This window comes from Streptococcus penaeicida (assembly GCF_002887775.1).
Classification (GTDB): Bacteria; Bacillota; Bacilli; order Lactobacillales; family Streptococcaceae; genus Streptococcus; species Streptococcus penaeicida.
This window is the reverse complement of record NZ_LOCM01000024.1, coordinates 96,334-114,197: the sequence shown is the minus strand read 5'-3', so window position 1 is coordinate 114,197 and position 17,864 is coordinate 96,334. Positions and strand designations below refer to the sequence as shown.

General features: G+C 38.8%; 16 protein-coding genes, 4 pseudogenes and 1 riboswitch. Of the genes and pseudogenes, 15 read left to right on the top strand and 5 right to left on the bottom strand.

Annotation, left to right across the window (positions count from 1 at the left end; genetic code table 11):
- Positions 1-19: 19 nt before the first annotated feature.
- The 15 genes and pseudogenes from AT575_RS06680 to AT575_RS06620 all read left to right on the top strand — a co-directional run bounded on the left by AT575_RS06680 (position 20) and on the right by AT575_RS06620 (position 12,211).
- Entirely contained in the window at positions 20-565 is a 546-nt protein-coding gene (locus AT575_RS06680) for a tRNA (cytidine(34)-2'-O)-methyltransferase (protein WP_102777682.1), read from the top strand.
- A 152-nt stretch (positions 566-717) separates the two neighbouring features.
- Complete coding sequence (locus tag AT575_RS06675) at positions 718-2,775, top strand: GBS Bsp-like repeat-containing protein (RefSeq protein ID WP_102777681.1); 2,058 nt, start codon at positions 718-720, stop codon at positions 2,773-2,775.
- A gap of 124 nt (positions 2,776-2,899) precedes the next feature.
- Positions 2,900-3,024, top strand: a riboswitch (FMN riboswitch).
- Positions 3,025-3,102: 78 nt separating this feature from the next.
- Positions 3,103-3,681, top strand: coding sequence for an ECF transporter S component (locus AT575_RS06670; RefSeq protein WP_102777680.1), 579 nt, complete (start codon positions 3,103-3,105; stop codon positions 3,679-3,681).
- The gene (locus AT575_RS06665; protein WP_102777679.1) at positions 3,671-4,321 is read left to right on the top strand and encodes a phosphatase PAP2 family protein; all 651 of its coding nucleotides are present in this window, start codon (positions 3,671-3,673) and stop codon (positions 4,319-4,321) included. The genes AT575_RS06670 and AT575_RS06665 overlap by 11 nt, the downstream gene beginning before the upstream one ends.
- Positions 4,322-4,378: 57 nt before the next feature.
- A complete protein-coding gene (gene mnmL, locus AT575_RS06660; protein WP_102777678.1) occupies positions 4,379-5,305 on the top strand; it encodes a tRNA modification radical SAM protein MnmL/YtqA in 927 nt (308 codons plus the stop codon).
- 17 nt (positions 5,306-5,322) lie between these two features.
- A pseudogene (locus AT575_RS11090) lies at positions 5,323-5,741 on the top strand (ATP-binding cassette domain-containing protein); the annotation flags it as partial.
- A 3-nt stretch (positions 5,742-5,744) separates the two neighbouring features.
- Positions 5,745-6,158: an AAA family ATPase gene (locus AT575_RS11085; protein WP_425444826.1), complete on the top strand. Its 414-nt coding sequence runs from the start codon at positions 5,745-5,747 to the stop codon at positions 6,156-6,158.
- Positions 6,155-6,487 carry a hypothetical protein gene (locus AT575_RS10850; RefSeq protein ID WP_245871502.1) on the top strand — a complete coding sequence of 111 codons (333 nt, stop codon included), beginning with the start codon at positions 6,155-6,157 and terminating at the stop codon, positions 6,485-6,487. The genes AT575_RS11085 and AT575_RS10850 overlap by 4 nt, the downstream gene beginning before the upstream one ends.
- Positions 6,418-6,939 (top strand): ABC transporter permease, encoded by a 522-nt coding sequence (locus AT575_RS06650; protein WP_245871501.1) that lies wholly within the window; start codon positions 6,418-6,420, stop codon positions 6,937-6,939. The genes AT575_RS10850 and AT575_RS06650 overlap by 70 nt, the downstream gene beginning before the upstream one ends.
- An 11-nt stretch (positions 6,940-6,950) precedes the next feature.
- Positions 6,951-7,508: a tRNA 5-(aminomethyl)-2-thiouridylate-methyltransferase MnmM gene (gene mnmM, locus AT575_RS06645; RefSeq protein WP_102777677.1), complete on the top strand. Its 558-nt coding sequence runs from the start codon at positions 6,951-6,953 to the stop codon at positions 7,506-7,508.
- Positions 7,509-7,662: 154 nt separating this feature from the next.
- Entirely contained in the window at positions 7,663-8,997 is a 1,335-nt protein-coding gene (locus AT575_RS06640) for a hemolysin family protein (protein ID WP_102777676.1), read from the top strand.
- Positions 8,998-9,072: 75 nt separating this feature from the next.
- Positions 9,073-9,864 (top strand): pyruvate formate-lyase-activating protein, encoded by a 792-nt coding sequence (pflA, locus tag AT575_RS06635; protein WP_102777675.1) that lies wholly within the window; start codon positions 9,073-9,075, stop codon positions 9,862-9,864.
- A 163-nt stretch (positions 9,865-10,027) separates the two neighbouring features.
- Positions 10,028-10,963 (top strand): manganese-dependent inorganic pyrophosphatase, encoded by a 936-nt coding sequence (locus AT575_RS06630; RefSeq protein ID WP_102777674.1) that lies wholly within the window; start codon positions 10,028-10,030, stop codon positions 10,961-10,963.
- Positions 10,963-11,426, top strand: a pseudogene (locus AT575_RS06625) (phage tail protein). The gene AT575_RS06630 and the pseudogene AT575_RS06625 overlap by 1 nt, the downstream one beginning before the upstream one ends.
- Positions 11,427-11,548: 122 nt before the next feature.
- Positions 11,549-12,211, top strand: a complete 663-nt coding sequence (locus tag AT575_RS06620) for a DUF1803 domain-containing protein (RefSeq protein WP_102777673.1) — start codon at positions 11,549-11,551, stop codon at positions 12,209-12,211.
- 34 nt (positions 12,212-12,245) lie between these two features.
- Here the strand turns inward: AT575_RS06620 and AT575_RS06615 are convergent, their stop codons facing one another.
- The 5 genes and pseudogenes from AT575_RS06615 to AT575_RS06590 form a co-directional block, all read right to left on the bottom strand.
- Complete coding sequence (locus tag AT575_RS06615; protein ID WP_102777672.1) at positions 12,246-13,247, bottom strand: FecCD family ABC transporter permease; 1,002 nt, start codon at positions 13,245-13,247, stop codon at positions 12,246-12,248.
- A pseudogene (locus AT575_RS06610) lies at positions 13,244-14,271 on the bottom strand (FecCD family ABC transporter permease). Before AT575_RS06610 ends, AT575_RS06615 begins: the two are co-directional and overlap by 4 nt.
- Positions 14,272-14,284: 13 nt before the next feature.
- Entirely contained in the window at positions 14,285-15,214 is a 930-nt protein-coding gene (locus AT575_RS06605) for an iron-hydroxamate ABC transporter substrate-binding protein (RefSeq protein ID WP_102777671.1), read from the bottom strand.
- 24 nt (positions 15,215-15,238) lie between these two features.
- Positions 15,239-16,021: an ABC transporter ATP-binding protein gene (locus tag AT575_RS06600; RefSeq protein ID WP_102777670.1), complete on the bottom strand. Its 783-nt coding sequence runs from the start codon at positions 16,019-16,021 to the stop codon at positions 15,239-15,241.
- Between the two features lie 336 nt (positions 16,022-16,357).
- Positions 16,358-17,809 (bottom strand): annotated as a pseudogene (locus tag AT575_RS06590) (UDP-N-acetylmuramoyl-L-alanyl-D-glutamate--L-lysine ligase).
- Positions 17,810-17,864 lie beyond the last annotated feature (55 nt).

The following is a 17,864-nucleotide window of genomic DNA, read 5'->3' as shown; positions in this document are numbered from 1 at the left end:
TGAGTAAAAGAGGAAAACAATGACAGTTGATATTGAACATAACCAATATAGAGAAATAGATTCCAAAAACCATATCGTGCTTTTTGAACCCCAAATCCCCCAAAATACTGGGAATATCGCAAGAACTTGTGCCGCAACGAATGCCCCATTGCATATTATTAAACCCATGGGTTTTCCGATTGATGATCGCAAAATGCGTCGCGCAGGATTAGATTATTGGGAAAAACTGGATGTGCGTTTTTATGATAATCTGGAAGATTTTTTGGCTAAGTGTGATGGCCAGCTCCACCTCATTAGTAAGTTTGCAGATAAGGTATACTCTGACCAGAACTTTAACGATGGTCAAAGACATTACTACTTATTCGGAAGAGAAGACAAGGGACTACCTGAAGAATTCATGCGCCAACATCCTGAAAAGGCGCTCCGTATTCCAATGAATGATCAACACGTCAGAAGTCTCAATGTGTCAAACACCGTTTGTATGATTGTCTATGAGGCCCTGAGACAACAAGCTTTTAGTGGCCTTGAACTTCAACATACCTATGAAAATGATAAATTAAAATAAAATAGAAGTGACCTCAATAGCACTCAATCCTTAGTTTTATAACTAAATTTTGATGTCTAGTCCAGGGGGCTTCTTTTTTTTGCATTGCTTTTGGAGTCAGATGAGTCTATAATGAGAAATATAGGATAAAATGAAAAATAAGAGGTGAATGAATGAAAAAAGTACTGCGCAAGTCAAAAAAAACTTGGGTAATTCTGGGTGTGTCTAGTTTAGGTCTACTTTCTGGACTACAAACTTATTCTGTATCAGCAGAAGAACAAGTTGCAACAAATCCAGTGCCAATCAATCAGGCTCAAATAGAGAGTCCACAAACTGTGGAAACTTTTATAGTGAAGGTAAATCAAATACCTTCAAAGGGGACAATAGAATCACCTCAAAATCCAGTGACTGCAAGTGTAGATAATCAGTCAGTTAGCACGCCTGAGGTGAGCAGTACAACAAATAATCCCTCCAATTCAGAAGTCAGTCCAAGTGAAAAAACAGTTAAAAACTTAGCCTCTACAGAAGCAACTGTCACAAAACCAACAGTAAACTATACTAGCCATGTTTCAAATATTGGTTGGCAGAATCCTGTTCAAGAAAGTCAAATCAGTGGTACAACTGGGCAATCAAAGGCTGTAGAAGCCATTACAATCACTATTGATAATCCAAGTGATGGTAATATTACCTATGCAAGCCATGTGGCGAATATTGGTTGGCAAAATCCCGTATCTGAAGGACAAATTAGTGGGACAACGGGACAGTCTAAAGCTATGGAAGCCATTCGTATTCAGTTAACAGGTGATTTAGCACTTCAGTATGATATCTATTACCGCACACATATTGCGGATTATGGCTGGTTAAGTTGGGCCAAAAATGGTGAGAGTGCAGGTAGTCAAGGTTTGGGAAAACGCATGGAAGCCTATGAAGTTCAACTGATTCAAAAAGGTCAAACCGTAACCTTGGATACAAGTAAGGCATTTATCCTCTTTACCAAACCTACTTTGACTTATCAATCAAATATTATTAATAGTGGTTGGCAAAACAAGGTTTCAGAAGGAGTGTTGAGTGGAACCACTGGTCAGTCAAAACAAATTCAGGCTTTTCTCCTAAGCTTAAATAACAAAGCCTATGGCGATATCACTTACCGTGTTCATGTTTCAAATATTGGCTGGCAAAACTTTGTTTCAAGTGAGCAAATGGCTGGTGTTTTAACAAATTTAAATCGTATTGAAGCTATTGAAATGAAATTGAGTGGTTATTTAGATAGTCGCTTTGATTTAAAATATCGAGCTCATGTCCAAAATATTGGTTGGCAATCATGGGTCTATGATCGCTATGTAGCAGGAACAACTGGTCAATCTAAAGCTATTGAAGCACTAGAAATTCAATTAGTAGAAAAATCTAGGGCCAGTCAAGGAATCATCCAAAATGAACGCCCACAACAAGGACTAGCAGATGTCGTTATTCTTGCTGGAACTAGTGGCAAGCAAATCAGTAAAATAAAAGTTGCTGCATGGTCAACTGCCGATCAAAGCAATTTAGCTTGGTATGAAAGCTCAGCAGCGACAAGTGGTGCAACAACAATTAGAATTAACCAACAAAGGCATAAATCTTTAATTGGTAAATATATTGTCCATGCCTACGTCTACTATCAAGATGGTAGTGTGCAAAAAATTGAAGTAGGGACAACAAATTTAAGAGCAGCACTCATCACTCCATATTATAACCAGAGAGATTCACGTTGGGGTTGGAAACAATACGGTATTTCAAATTTAGCTGCTGCCGGTTGTGTACCAACCAGTTTAGCCATGATATTCTCATCCCTATCAGGAAAAACAATACTTCCACCACAAGTAGCTGATTTCTTATATACTAAAACTAATGAGTTTAACAAATCCTTTATTGGAACTTCTGCACAAGGATTAATTTCTGCAGTTACCAATTTTGGTTATCAGTATAGTAATTTGACCACTGCGTCAGCCATTACATCAGCTTTACAAGCTGGACATCATGTGGCTTGCGCAATCCAATACAACAAATTCGTAGCTTCTGGAAGTCATGAAATGGTCTTAAAAGGTTATTCGAATGGTTACACATATGTCTACGATCCCTACACTAGTGGTAATTGTGGCTGGTATCCAATTCAAAACTTATGGAATGAAAGAAGTACTGATAAAGATGATAATCGCGGTGTAGCAGCACCATTTTTTAAAATTACAACACTTTAATTTCTGACATTACGGATAAAGCAGACACTCACAATTATGTCTGCTTTTTTAATCAATTTTTTTAATGATTCTTATTATCTTAATGCAAAAGCCTTGCTATGTAGTAGTATTTTTGCTATTCTATAAGTGTCTTCAGGGCAGGGTGAAATTCCCGACCGGCGGTGACTAGTCAACTAGAAGTCCGCGAGCGTAAGCTGATGTGGTGAAAATCCACAACCGACAGTATAGTCTGGATGAGAGAAGACCGGGTTTTTTGCCTACACTTATTTTGTGTAAGCGATTACGAAGGAACTTCTTTCAATTTGAAAAAATTGGAGGAACTTTTTTATGTCAAAAACACATCGTCTGGTGTTAATCGCTATCCTGTCAACCATTTCATTTTTGTTAATGTTTGTCAGCTTTTCAATCATTCCTGGTGCTAACTTCCTGAAAATTGAATTTTCAATCATCCCTGTTCTTCTGGGTTTGGTTCTATTCGATTTGAAGAGCGCCTATGCTATCTTATTATTACGTAGTTTATTAAAATTACTTCTTAATAATAGTGGTGTTAATGATTTTATTGGATTACCAATGAATATTATTGCTCTAGGTTTGTTTGTAACAGCCTTTGCCATTTTTTGGAATGGTAAAAAGAGCCGGTTTCAATATATTGGAGCTAGCTTAATTGGTACCATTACTTTAACAATTGCAATGTTAGCATTAAACTATTTCTATGCCATACCTTTATATGCTAAATTTGCTAATTTTGATATCGGTGCTTTTATTGGAATTGCAAAATATTTACTAGCTATGGTCTTACCTTTTAATCTGATTGAAGGGCTCATATTTGCAATCTCATTCTATTTTGTATATATTGCAAGTAAACCTATTTTAGAAAGATATATTAATTTACCATATGAAAAATAGACAAGAATACTTATTACGATCATCTTTTGCTTTCTTATTTTTTGTTATGCTTGGCTATACAGTACAATTTTATCCTGAGACACTGGTATCCTTTGATAAAAGCATTCAAGAGACTATTCGGGGAACTTTACCTGAACGAGCAACTTATTTTTTTAGAGCCATTACCTATATGGGGAATGTTTCAACCCAAATAGCAGTAGTTGTGATCGTAACCATTCTCTTGTTCTTAAAAAAATGGAAAGCAGAAGCCCTCTTTTTCCTTTCTAATGGTGTTCTGGCTGGCCTTTTGATTTCAGGTTTTAAACTGATCTATCAGAGAGCTAGACCAACACTAGAACATATTGTATATGCTGGTGGCTTTTCTTTCCCAAGTGGTCATGCTATGGGATCTTTCATAATTTATGGAGCCATTTTATTAATTCTCTTGAATCGCTTCCAACATAAAACGATTCGTCTCATCTTGATCCTTGCTTTTTCAAGCTTGATTTTACTGATTGGATTATCACGCATCTATTTGGGTGTTCATTACCCGACAGATGTCATTGGAGGATTTACCTTTGCTTATGGCGTCCTAAATCTCCTTTATCCGTTTTATATGAAAAAACGTTTTGAATGGCGTTTTCAATCGAAACAGAAATAAAAATGAAACAACTCATGGAGTTGTTTTTTTTGTCTTAAATTGTGCTAAAATAAGGATATGAAGAAACGTTATCAAACACTAAATGATTACTACCGTAAACTTTTTGGTGAAAAAATATTTAAAGTGCCCATTGATGCTGGATTTGATTGTCCTAATCGTGATGGAACTGTCGCTCATGGTGGCTGTACTTTCTGTACAGTCTCAGGATCAGGAGATGCCATTGTTGCCCCCGATGCCCCAATTCGTGAGCAATTCTACAAAGAAATTGACTTTATGCATCGAAAATGGCCGGAAGTTCAGAAATTTTTGGTTTATTTTCAAAATTTTACGAATACGCATGCGCCTCTGGAGACGATTAAAGAAAGATACGAGCAAGCCATCTTCGAGCCTGGAGTCGTTGGGATTAATATTGGGACCAGACCAGACTGTTTGCCTGACCAGGTTATTTCTTACTTGGCAGAGCTAGCAGAAAAAATGCATGTCACCGTTGAACTGGGTTTACAGACAACATACGAAGAAACATCGCAGCTCATTAACCGGGCCCATTCCTACGAACTCTATAAGGAAACCGTCAAACGGCTCCGCCAATTCCCCAAAATCGAAATCGTCTCCCATCTGATCAACGGACTCCCAGGTGAAACCCATGAGATGATGCTAGAAAATGTTCGTCGCTGTGTGACTGATAACGACATTCAGGGCATTAAATTGCACCTCTTGCACCTTATGACCAACACGCGCATGCAAAGGGATTATCATGAGGGAAGACTGCAATTGTTGAGTCAAGAAGAGTATGTGTCGATTATTTGTGACCAATTAGAAATTATCCCAGAAAATATTATCATTCACCGCATTACCGGCGATGCTCCTAGGGACATGTTAATTGGTCCTATGTGGAGTCTCAACAAATGGGAAGTGCTTAATGCCATCGATCAGGAGATGGAAAGAAGAAATGCCTACCAAGGCTGCCGACTTAGCAAAAGCTAGTTGGGAAGGAGAGAAGTATGACAGATACCATCATCAAAATCCGTAATTTATCCAAAACTTATGGCCGTCATTTGGCCTTAGATAATGTCTCATTGGCTGTTGAAAAGGGCGAAATCTATGGATTTTTAGGTTCAAACGGAGCTGGAAAATCCACAACTATTCGTTGCATTTTGGGCTTAATTGGTCACCGAAAAGGCCAAATCAGTCTTTTTGGCGACAAATATGATAGCTTGGAAGAAACCCTTGATCATATTGCTATATGCCTTCAGAAGCTATGTTTTACCCAAATATGACTGTGAAACAAGTCATTCGCTTCGCAGCTAAGGCGCATCCTAATAATGATTGTAGCCGTGAAGCTGATCGTATCTGTAATCTCTTAGAAGTTCCTTTAACTAAAAAAATTAAGGATTTATCTCTAGGAAATCGGAAAAAAGTCAGTATCGTTTGTGCCCTTCAGCACCAACCTGATTTATTGATTCTTGATGAGCCCACATCTGGATTAGACCCACTTATGCAAGAACGTTTTTTCCAGTTGCTCCTTGAAGCGAAAGCTGCGGGACGGACAACTTTTTTGTCTTCCCACGTCTTGTCAGAGGTTAAAGCTTACTGTGACCGCGTGGCTATTCTTAAAAAAGGAAAAATTTTAACCATTGACCGGGTTGAAAACCTCATGCATAGTCAGAAAAAAGAAGTCACCATTTGGAAAGATGGCCAGTCAATCACACAAAGTTTTGAAGGCAAGGCTAGCGACCTCTTGAAAGAATTAGCTGCGGTAGAACCGGATGACATTTTAATCGAAGAACCAAGTCTGGAAGATTTGTTCATGCACTATTATGAGGAGGACGGCAAATGATCATCAAACACGAATTAAAACAAGGTAGCAAAAGTCTCCTCATCTGGGCCCTTTCAGTAGGACTCAGTAGTGCCCTATGTATTCTGCTTTATGAGAGTGTCGCAGATAGTATCAAACAAATCGCCAACCTTTATCAAGATATGGGCGGTGTTTCTAAGGCTTTGGGAATGGACAAAGTCTCCATAGCCACTCTAGGCGGTTATTATTCCGCAGAAATTGCATTGATTTATTCCATTGGCGCCGCTATGTATGCAGCCTCTTGGGAGTATCCAGCTTATCAAAGGAAGAAGAAGCTCACACAGCTGAGTTCCTCTTTAGTTTGCCACTAGGACGCAAGAAAATCATTGTCCAAAAATATATTAGCGTCATCATCTCGTTAATTTTGTTCAATGTGCTTGGCATTGCTATTGAGTATGCTGCTCTATACACTGTCGATATGTCCTTTGATTATTCGGCCTTTGCCCAATACCATGCCTTAGCCTTTCTCATGCAAATTGAGATTGCAAGTATCTGCTTTATGTTTTCAGCTTTGTCCAAGAAAAAAATGGTCGGATTTGGAATGGGTTTAGCCTTACTCGGCTATTTCATGGATATTATCTGTCGCCTTGTTGAGAAAGTTGATTTCTTAAAATATGTAACACCTTATTATATGGCCAATGCCACAGACCGATTCGCAGGAACAGATTTCGATTGGATTCTATTAGCCATTCCGTGTGCTGTTTCAATAGTTGCCTTGGTGATAGGACTATTAGTCTATAGTCACCGAGATTTGGCTAGCTAGGAGATTGATTGATGATTGCAAAACCAATTCAAGTTTCCCACGACTTTCTAGACCAAATCTTAACTAAAGAGAGTATTCTTGTAGATGCTACCGTGGGAAATGGCAATGATACCCTCTATTTTGCACCAAAAGTTGCTAAAGTTTTTGCCTTTGATGTCCAAGAGGAAGCTATACAGCGGACAGCTGAAAAACTAGCTAAAGCCAATTTAGAAAACGTGCAATTACTTCTTTCAGGGCATGAAAATGTTGATCAGTATGTCACTCAAGTGGATGCTGCTATCTTCAATTTAGGTTACTTGCCTAGTGCTAATAAGTCGATTATTACGCATGCAGAAACGACTATCGAAGCCATAGAGAAACTGCTCAGAGCACTTACCATTGGTGGCCGAATTGCCATCATGGTCTATTATGGACATGATGGTGGTCAAGAAGAAAAAGAAGCACTCATTGACTTTTTAAGTGACCTACCACAAGATCAAGTAACGGTCATGTCTTATCAAGCCCTCAACCAAAAAAACTGCCCACCATTTCTCTTAATGGTTGAGAAGTTGGCAGAACTGAAAAATTAATTTATTTTTATGAGTCAAGCTTACCTTTCTTTGAAAGCAAGATCTTGACTCTTTTTTATAGTTGAAATTCTTAATGTTCAAGGCAAATTGAGCCTTTTCTTAAATATCTATGATATAATAAACTTACTATAATCTTTTTTAGGAGTATCTATTAATGGAAGACCCTGTCAATCAGCCTTTGTATCTACAATTATTATTGCTGATTTTCTTTACCTTACTAAATGCCTTTTTCTCAGCAAGTGAGATGGCCCTAGTGTCCCTTAGTCGCTCACGTGTTGAACAAAAAGCAGCCGATGGTGACAAAAACTATATTCGTCTCTTACGTGTCTTAGAACAACCCAATCATTTTTTATCAACCATTCAGGTTGGGATAACCTTTATTAGTCTCTTACAAGGGGCCAGTTTATCAGCCTCACTTGGTAAGGTGATTTCCAAATGGTTAGGGAATTCAGCAACAGCACAGTCTGCGGGTACAATTATTTCCCTTGTCTTCTTAACTTACATCTCAATTGTTCTTGGTGAATTATATCCAAAACGAATTGCCATGAATTTGAAAGATCGTCTAGCCATTATCTCAGCCCCAATTGTCATTATACTGGGCAAGTTAGTTAGTCCCTTTGTATGGCTTTTGTCAGCTTCAACAAATTTCTTAAGCCGTATCACACCAATGACTTTTGATGATGCTGATGAGCAAATGACTCGCGATGAAATTGAATATATGTTGTCAAACAGTGAAGCGTCATTGGATGCTGAAGAAATTGAAATGCTTCAAGGAATCTTTTCATTAGATGAGTTAATGGCGCGTGAAGTTATGGTTCCAAGAACCGATGCCTTCATGATTGATATTAATGATGATACCTTAGAAAATATTCAAGAAATTTTAAAACAAAGCTTTTCACGTATTCCTGTCTACGATGTGGATAAGGATAAAGTTATTGGCTTAGTCCACACCAAACGTCTCTTAGAAGCTGGCTTTAAAAAAGGCTTTGAAAATATTAATATTCGACGCATTTTACAAGAACCTTTATTTGTTCCGGAAACCATTTACGTTGATGATTTATTAAGACAATTACGAATAACACAAAACCAAATGGCTATTCTTTTAGATGAATACGGTGGTGTTGCTGGTTTGGTTACGCTTGAGGACCTACTAGAGGAAATTGTCGGTGAAATTGATGACGAAACCGACAAGGCTGAAAAATTTGTTCATGTTATCGGTGAAGACACCTATATTGTCGTAGGAACCATGACTTTAAATGAATTTAATGAATTCTTTGAAACGGAACTTGAAAGTGACGACGTTGATACCATTGCCGGATTTTATATCACAGGCACTGGAACTATTCCTAGCCAGGAAGAAAAAGTAAGTTTTGAATGTGAAAGTAACGGAAAACACTTAACGTTAATTAACGATAAAGTTAAAGATGGTCGTATCACAAAACTTAAATTGTTAGTGTCTAATATAGAACAGATTATTGACGAAGACTAGGATCCTACCTAGTCTTTTTTGTGAAAAATGTTATAATGAAAATGTTAAAACGTTTACAATGTATAAGGAGATGCAATGACAGATTTCGATTATGGACAAGTGACTGGAATGATCCATTCAACTGAAAGTTTCGGCTCAGTTGATGGTCCAGGAATTCGTTTTATTATATTTATGCAAGGCTGTAAAATGCGTTGTCAATATTGTCATAACCCAGATACTTGGGAAATGGAGACGAATAACTCTAAAGAACGTACTGTAAATGACGTCTTAAAAGAGGCTTTGCAATATCGTCATTTTTGGGGTAAAAATGGAGGAATCACTGTTTCAGGTGGTGAGGCCATGCTGCAGATTGATTTTATCACGGCACTTTTTATCAAGGCTAAGGAGCTTGGTATTCATACCACACTTGATACGTGTGGCTTTACCTATAGGGAAACACCAGAATATCATGCCAAATTAGAAACTCTCTTAGCTGTAACTGATTTAGTCTTGCTAGATTTGAAAGAAATTGATGCGGAGCAACATAAAATCGTTACTAAACAGTCTAATAAGAATATCCTCTTGTTTGCTCAATACTTATCTGACAAAGGAATTCCTGTTTGGATTAGACACGTATTGGTACCAGGCTTAACAGACATTGATGAACATTTAGAACGGCTAGGAGCCTTTGTAGCTACCCTAAAAAATGTTGATAAGTTTGAAATTCTTCCCTACCATACTATGGGTGAATTTAAGTGGCGTGAACTTGGGATTCCTTATGCCCTAGAAGGTGTTAAACCTCCAACAAAAGAACGGGTTCAACACGCGAAAGAAGTCATGAAAACAGAAAGTTACACAGAATACATGAACCGAGTTCATAAATCATAATTGATGAAGAAAAGTATTTTAATATGTTGAATATCTACTTTTGCAAAAAGAGAATGTAAGCTTGCTTTCATTCTCTTTTTTTTACATAGAAATAATTGACAAGCTTTGATTTTAGACCTCTTTTCTGCTAAAATATAGACAATAAAGAGAATGAGGTAAAATAATGTCTAAAGTTTTAGTTTTTGGTCACCAAAATCCTGATACAGATGCTATCGCATCATCATATGCCTTTGCTTATTTAGCAAAAAATGCTTACGGTATGGACGCTGAAGTTGTAGCCCTAGGAACACCTAATGAAGAAACAACTTTTGCTCTTGAAACTTTTGGCGTAACAGCTCCACGTGTCGTTGAATCTGCTAAAGCTGAAGGCGCTGATACAGTCATTTTAACTGACCACAACGAATTCCAACAATCAATCGCTGACATTGCTGATGTGACTATTTTTGGCGTTGTCGATCACCACCGCGTTGCTAACTTTGAAACAGCAAACCCATTATTTATGCGCGTTGAACCAGTTGGGTCGGCATCTTCAATTGTTTACCGCATGTACAAAGAGAACAATCTTGAAGTTCCAAAAGAAATTGCAGGTCTCCTCTTGTCTGGTTTGATTTCTGATACTCTTTTGTTGAAATCACCAACAACACACATGACAGACCACAAAGTCGCTGAAGAATTAGCTGAATTGGCTCAAGTCAACTTGGAAGAATATGGCATGGGACTCCTCAAAGCAGGAACCAACTTAGCAAGCAAATCAGAAGCAGAGCTGATTGATATTGATGCTAAAACATTCGAATTAAATGGCAATGCAGTTCGTGTTGCACAAGTTAACACAGTCGATATTGCTGAAGTTTTGGAACGTCAAGAAGCTATTGAAACAGCAATCAAAGATGCAATGGCAACAGAAGGCTATTCTGACTTTGTCTTAATGATTACAGATATTGTTAACTCTAACTCAGAAATTTTGGCATTAGGTGCAAACATGGACAAAGTTGAAGCAGCCTTTAACTTCAAACTTGAAAACAACCATGCTTTCTTGCCAGGTGCAGTATCACGTAAAAAACAAGTGGTACCACAATTAACAGAAAGCTTTGGGAACTAATGTCATATATCGTCAATTTTAAAGAAATCGAAACAACCTTATTAGAAGAAAGCCCAGTCAAAGATGTTTTAGCTGGCTTAAGAGCTAACGAAGCCCGCTACTTTTCAATAAATATAAAATCAACTATGAAGTCTTCACTCCAGAAGAAAAACCTGAGATTTTACCATTTATTGAAAAAGTCTTGGAAGAACGTGAGATGGCTTTCCCATACAAGCCCCTTTGTGTCTCACAAATGGAAGTTGATGGCATTCTTTGGTCACATGTCTATTATGATAATGGTTTAGCCGTCAATGTTCTCTATACCCTTGCTGAAGGTGGTAAACGAGCTGTCGGCTTTAAGTTATCAAATGGCATTGAGATTCCTAAAGAATTTGAAGGCAAATTTAAATTTGCCCGTCAACGCTCAAAACTGGCTGGTGAGATTCGTGGAACTTTCTTCGTTATTAAAGGTCAATATGTGTAAAAAGTGGGCTTGCCCACTTTTTTAAGATAGGAGAAGTAATTGAAATTTGATGCATTTTTAGTTTTCATGCTCATATTAACCATCAGCGATAGTCAGCTTTTCAGAGGAGGGCTTTTATAGAGATGTTACTGGTTATAAATCCAAATAAAATCACGCGCCAAACTTTCTTTCAAGACCTTATTAATTACCTTTATGTTAATGATGATGTGACCCTAAGGCAAATCAAAAAAGCCTTTCCAGACATGAAACAGCTGGATCGAGCCCTTGATTTGTATATAGAGAATGGCTATATCACAAGAAGTGAAAGACGCTATCATTTAAACTTACCGCAAGTAAACACTTTAGAAGAATTGCAATTAGATGATATGGTATTTGTCGATGATCAATCCACTCTTTACCAAGAAATCAAGTCACTTCGATACAAGACGGTTTTAACCAACAAAACCAATGACTTGCAGATTATAGAAGAAACAGACTTTGAACGTCAGACCCTGACCTTGGCTAATTATTTCTACAAGTTGCAGCATGGCTATCCCATGTCAGCTGAGCAGGAACCTCTCTACCAAATCTTAGGCGATGTCAATCCTGATTATGCTTTGAAATACCTGACAACTTTCATGATGAAATTTCTCAGAAAGGACTTGGTTCTGCAGAAACGTCCTGATGTTTTCTGCCAGAGCTTGGTAACGTTAGCTTATTTACAGGAAAAGGAAGGAAAGAGATACCACTTATTAGGACGCTTAGATCAGGAAAACTTATTCTATAAGGCACCCAGTCTTCAATAAAGAAAAGATCAAAATCAGTTCGATTTTGATCTTTTTAGATCTTATTTTTAGTCATTAAATAGAGAAAATAGGGAGCACCGATAATTGACATGATAATTCCTGTTGGAATGTTGCTGCCGACCAAGAAGACTCGGGTAATGGTATCAGCAAGCAGGAGTAATATCATGCCACTTAAGGCGCTAATAGGAAGATTGAGCCGGTGGTCGTCACCAACCAATTGTCGACTGAGGTGACCTGCCATGAGGCCGATGAAGGCAATATTGCCAATTAAGATGACACTCAAGGCTGCTAAACAAGAAGCAAGCAGTAAGGCCAGTTGGCGTTCTCGTCGCAAGTTTAGACCAAGACCGAGTGCTGTTTCTTCTGATAGCCCCATAATATTCCATTGGTAGGCCCGTCGATAGGACAGCAGCCAAAGGATAAGCAGTAGGGGCATGATGAGCATGAGGCTAGGCCAATCATCGCCAGTGATCCGTCCACTCAACCAGTTAACGATATAGTCCACTTTATAGGGATTGATATTACCAACTAAGGCAATCATCAAACTGGATAACATCATAGATAGACCGACACCAGTAATAATCAAGGTGACAGGGTTAAGAGGAGCACTTTTAGTACTGGACATGAGATAGACCAGAGTAACTGTTAGGAGTGCTCCTAACATGGCAAATAGCGGCAGCAGATAAAGACTTTGAGAACTTGCTATGAAATCAAATGTGATAAAAACCGTTATCACCAAACCTGCTCCAGCATTAATTCCTAAAATGCCGGAATCAGCCAACGGATTTTTGGTCAGACTTTGCAAAATATTACCTGAGATGGCAAGTGAGGCTCCACCAAAGAGGGCAGCCAGTAGTCTAGGGAGACGAATCTTACTGATGATAAAGACCAAAGCAGAATCGGCTTTTCCAGTCAATAAATCTATCAGCGTCGTCGCTGAAAAGGAACTGTCGCCGATTGAGAGTGACACCAAAATCAGAAGGCTTAAAGTGACTAGCAGTCCTAGACTAAGTTTTCTGAACTTTTTATGTCTCATAGCTTACCTCCTTTGCGAACCAACCATAAAAAGGCAGGAAAACCAATAAGACTTACCACGGCTGTTAGGGGTGTTTCCACGGGAGGATTGATAGCTCGGCAAAGTAAATCGACAAGTAGTAAAAAGGTAGAACCAGTCAAAGCAATCAAAGGCAGGCTGAGCTGATAAGCTTGTGGGAGATATTTTTTGATCAAGTGTGGGATAATTAACCCCACAAAAGCAATACTTCCTGCTAAGGCAACCGCTGTAGCTGAAAGTATTAATACCAGTGCCATCAACACCAGAGTTATCTTAAAGGTGGATTGTCCTAAAGCTTTAGCTTGATTCTCGTTGAGATTTAGGATGGTCAATTGATAAGATAGGAGCTGGGCGATAATGAGTGCAGTCAAAATTAAAGGGGCTACATACGCAATCATTTTCCAATTGGTGGCTACTAGGCCACCAGCCTGCCATCCAATAATGACGTTAGCCAGATGGAAATAATTAGTGATGGCCTGGCCTAATGCCATAAATAAGGTTGATACCATGGCGCCAGCTAAAATTAGCCGTAGTTGCTGGTAACCTCGCCCAACTTGATAGGAAAGGCCAAAGATGATGAGACTGGCCAGACTTGCTCCCATTAGGCAGACTAAAATGATTAGTGAGTAGTGCAAATGATGGAAAATGGCATAGGCAATAACCAGGGCCAGTCCGGCTCCGCTATTGACCCCTAGTAAACCAGGATCCGCAATAGGATTTCGTGTTATGCCCTGCATTAGGGCTCCAGAGACGCCAAGGCAGCTCCGACCAGGATAGCACCAATGATTCTGGGTAGACGCAGATTCCAAAGGATGGTAGCTTGTCTGGTATTGTCTGAATGATTAAAGAGAATCTGCAGGAGTTCCTGGTGGCTTAAGCTTTTGGCACCAAAACGAAGGCTCAAATAGAAGACCACTAAGAAACTAATGCTAATAAAAGCTAAAAGGAGGTAGAAAACCTGCTTTTGCTTTGTGGCTGCCAAATGTGGCTTTCTTAAGGTCAACATGAGCAATCCTTTCTTATTCCTTGTTCGTTAGAATGGCTTTTTTCAAGGTCTTTAGCTCATATTCCAAGGAAAGTGGGTCAGTAAAGTAGAAGGTGTTGGCATTGACCTTGATAATCTGTTTCTTTTGAACGGCAGGCAGATTTTTCCAGATTTGGCTTTCATATAATGCAGAACCAGTTTTTTCATCTTCGGCTGCGACGACGACATAGTCGCCAATATAATCTGGTAAGACTTCTTGGGAAATAGAAAGATAGCCTTTAGGGAAAACTTCCTTTTCAACTTTAGCTGGCGCTTTATAGCCGAAAGCCTGATGAATAATTTCACCACCACGGCCCCAATCCTTACCAAAGAGGTAGATTTCTTTTTCATAGAGTCCCATGATGGTAAATGTAGCATTTTTGCCAGTGACAGCTTTGACTTCTTTAGATAATGCACTTGTCTTTTGCTTCCAGTCACTTAACCATTGATCGGTTTCTTTGCTCTTGTTGAAAACCTTACCGAAATCAGAGAAGACTTGAAGGTAGTCGTGTTTACGGTATTCAATGGAAATTGTTGGGGCAATTTCTGCCAATTGATCTTGATTTTCTTCAGTTGAACCGACGATTATTAGATCAGGTTTTAAAGCGGTGATAGCTTCCAAATCAGTTGCAGAAACAACTTTAGCATCTTTGATATATTTTTTTAAAACGGGATTCTTTTGATCGTAAGAGGTCACCCCAACAAGATTTAGGTCTAATTTGGCAAGATAACCAGTATATGTTGAGGATAAAGAGACCACGCGTTTAGGATTTTCAGGTACTTGACCTTTATAGGTGAAGCCGGAAATCTTAGGCGTTTTTGAGATGACGTGTTTATCATCCTTAGCATTTTGCGGATTGCTTGAACAAGCAACTAATAAAAAGCAACTTGCAAGCACTGCCATTAAGGCAAGAATTTTTTTCATAATACTATTCTCCTAGTATAAAATTTATATGAGTTGATAAGTCAACATAATGGGGCAATGGTAGATAGGATCTTCCACAATCTGAGCATCAATGGCGAAAGTTTCTTTGATAATTTCAGCCGTCATAATATCGGCAACACTCCCTTGTTTAATGATTGCCCCCTTTTTCATGGCAATCATTTGATCCGAGTAGCGAGCAGACAGGTTTAAATCGTGTAAAACCATGATAATGGTCTTGTGCGACTCCTCTACTAAGTCTTTCAATAAGTCGAGCACTTCTAATTGATGGTTGAGGTCTAGATAAGTGGTTGGTTCATCTAGGAAGATGGTATCTGTATCTTGGGCTAAAGCCATGGCTATCCAAACCCTTTGTTTTTGCCCACCGGAAAGGGAATCAACGGCTTGATGCCGAATGTCATTTAACTTACTAATGGAAAGAGCCCAATCAATGATTTTGTGATCTTCAACGCTGAGTCGCCCCATTTGATTGATGTGAGGGTAGCGACCGTAAGAAACCAGTTCGTAGACAGTGATATCAGAGTTGACTTCTTGACTTTGAGGCAAGAGTGCCAGTTTTTTAGCAATTTCCTTTGTTGGTAACGAGGAGATAGCTTGACCATCAATTACTACTTGGCCATGGGCCAGGGGAAGAATCCTTGTTAATGCTTTGAGCAAAGTTGATTTGCCACAACCATTAGCACCAATAATTGTTGTCATTTTTTGTTCAGGCAAGTCAAGTGATAAATTAGAAATAATGGTTTTTTTATCATATTGAAGGCTGAGATTTTTAGCTTGAATGGTTGCCATATGTGCACCTCCTATCAGCAGTTATTTTTGCTAAAAGCTCTCTCATTATAGCATAGAAGAATGCCTTAACAAAGGCTTTTCTTTCACTTTTCTTGTTTTTTTAAAAGAAAATGAGACACTTTAGAATGGTTAAAAAGAGTAGCAAGAATCATTCTAAAAGACCCTGTTTGATATGAGATTTTCAGATAATGAATCCATACTTGCTGACAGTGAGTCCCGAAAAAATCTATTGGAAACTGACCTGCTTCATTCAGATGAAGAATCAATGTCATACACAAGTGCCCAATATCAATCCCTTGATAAAAAAACATAAGTCCTTGGACTTATGTTTCACTATTATAGTTCTTTCATATATGCTTGGGCAATGGCATAGTCACCAGCATAGTCAGTTTTTTGACCATTGACGATTTGATAGGCATCTGCCCCTTTACCAGCAATAATCAAGGCATCGCCTCTTGCTGGCAGTATACCAAACCAGCTTTAATGGCTTGCTCACGGTCCACAATAATTTCTAGTGGACGCTCGACATGGCTAGCAATTTCTTCAGAGATAGCTTGTGGGCTTTCATAGTTAGGGTCATCTGCTGTCAAAATAACATCGATATCAGGATGGTTACTGATTACCTGTCCGAAGTCAGCACGACGGCTTTCACCCTTGTTTCCAGTAGCACCAATAATTAAGGTGATATTACCTTTTTGGTGAGTTTCCACAACGGAAACTAATTTTTCCAAACTATCGCCATTATGGGCGTAGTCAACAAAGACTTTAGCACCGCTTGGATGGTTCAAGACTTCCATCCGACCTGGTACACTGGTCGCGGCAATCCCATTTTTGATATCCTCAAGCTAGCTCCTAAACGAAGGGCAGCCAAGCCGGCAGCTATGGCATTTTCTTGATTGAAGTGGCCAATTAGATTAGTTTGGTAATCACCTGCCAACTTGCCAGTAGCAGTGAAGCTAAAGGCTTGGCTATTTAAGATGGCATTTTGAGAATCAGCACCATAAAAATCATGGTCTTGTTCAGCCACTTGCTCCTTGAGGATTTGTAAATGGTCCATGCCGCTATTAATAATCACAGCTCGGCTATTTTCCATCAAAAGACGTTTGTGGTAGAAGTAGTCCTCAAAGGTTGGGTGCTCGATCGGGCCAATATGGTCAGGGCTGATGTTTAGGAAGACGCCAACATCAAAAGTGAGGCCATAGACACGGCCAACCAGGTAAGCCTGGCTTGAAACTTCCATAATCAGGTGAGTCATACCATTTGCCACACATTCAGCCATCATTTTAAAGAGGTCTAAACTTTCTGGTGTTGTCAACTGGGACTTGAAGAAAGTCTTACCATCTAGCGTTGTGTTCATGGTCGACAACATGGCTGGTTTATGGGATTCTTTTAAAATATGGTAGCATAATAGGCCGAGGTGGTTTTCCCTTTAGTTCCTGTAAATGCCAAGAGTTTTAATTTTTCTTGAGGGTTCCCATAAAAAGTCATGGCAATAATAGACATGGCTTGTTTGATGTCATTGACAAGGATAGCTGGGATAGATAAACCATAATCAACTTCCGATACATAGGCAGGTAGGCCTTCCGCAAGAGCAGTTTCTAAATACTCAGCCTTAAAATTTGCTCCTTTAGCAAAAAATAAGGTTTTAGCATCAACTTGGCGGCTGTCATAGCTCAACTGTTCAAAAGCTAATCCTGAAAAATTATAGTAATAGGTGTCATTTGAAATGACCTCACGAAAATTGTGATCGTCTTTAAGGAGGTCAATTATTGTTTCGATTCTTATCATAATTCTTATTTTATCTTTTATGTTTCAGATTTACAAGTAACTAGCAAAAGTTTAT

Coding starts and splice junctions, on each gene's coding strand:
- AT575_RS06670 (WP_102777680.1), top strand. CDS start 3,103: ATGTCAAAAACACATCGTCTGGTGTTAATCGCTATCCTGTCAACCATT.
- AT575_RS06640 (WP_102777676.1), top strand. CDS start 7,663: ATGGAAGACCCTGTCAATCAGCCTTTGTATCTACAATTATTATTGCTG.
- AT575_RS06620 (WP_102777673.1), top strand. CDS start 11,549: ATGTTACTGGTTATAAATCCAAATAAAATCACGCGCCAAACTTTCTTT.
- AT575_RS06665 (WP_102777679.1), top strand. CDS start 3,671: ATGAAAAATAGACAAGAATACTTATTACGATCATCTTTTGCTTTCTTA.
- pflA (WP_102777675.1), top strand. CDS start 9,073: ATGACAGATTTCGATTATGGACAAGTGACTGGAATGATCCATTCAACT.
- AT575_RS10850 (WP_245871502.1), top strand. CDS start 6,155: ATGATCATCAAACACGAATTAAAACAAGGTAGCAAAAGTCTCCTCATC.
- AT575_RS06600 (WP_102777670.1), bottom strand. CDS start 16,021: ATGGCAACCATTCAAGCTAAAAATCTCAGCCTTCAATATGATAAAAAA.
- mnmL (WP_102777678.1), top strand. CDS start 4,379: ATGAAGAAACGTTATCAAACACTAAATGATTACTACCGTAAACTTTTT.
- mnmM (WP_102777677.1), top strand. CDS start 6,951: ATGATTGCAAAACCAATTCAAGTTTCCCACGACTTTCTAGACCAAATC.
- AT575_RS06630 (WP_102777674.1), top strand. CDS start 10,028: ATGTCTAAAGTTTTAGTTTTTGGTCACCAAAATCCTGATACAGATGCT.
- AT575_RS06680 (WP_102777682.1), top strand. CDS start 20: ATGACAGTTGATATTGAACATAACCAATATAGAGAAATAGATTCCAAA.
- AT575_RS06675 (WP_102777681.1), top strand. CDS start 718: ATGAAAAAAGTACTGCGCAAGTCAAAAAAAACTTGGGTAATTCTGGGT.
- AT575_RS06615 (WP_102777672.1), bottom strand. CDS start 13,247: ATGAGACATAAAAAGTTCAGAAAACTTAGTCTAGGACTGCTAGTCACT.
- AT575_RS06605 (WP_102777671.1), bottom strand. CDS start 15,214: ATGAAAAAAATTCTTGCCTTAATGGCAGTGCTTGCAAGTTGCTTTTTA.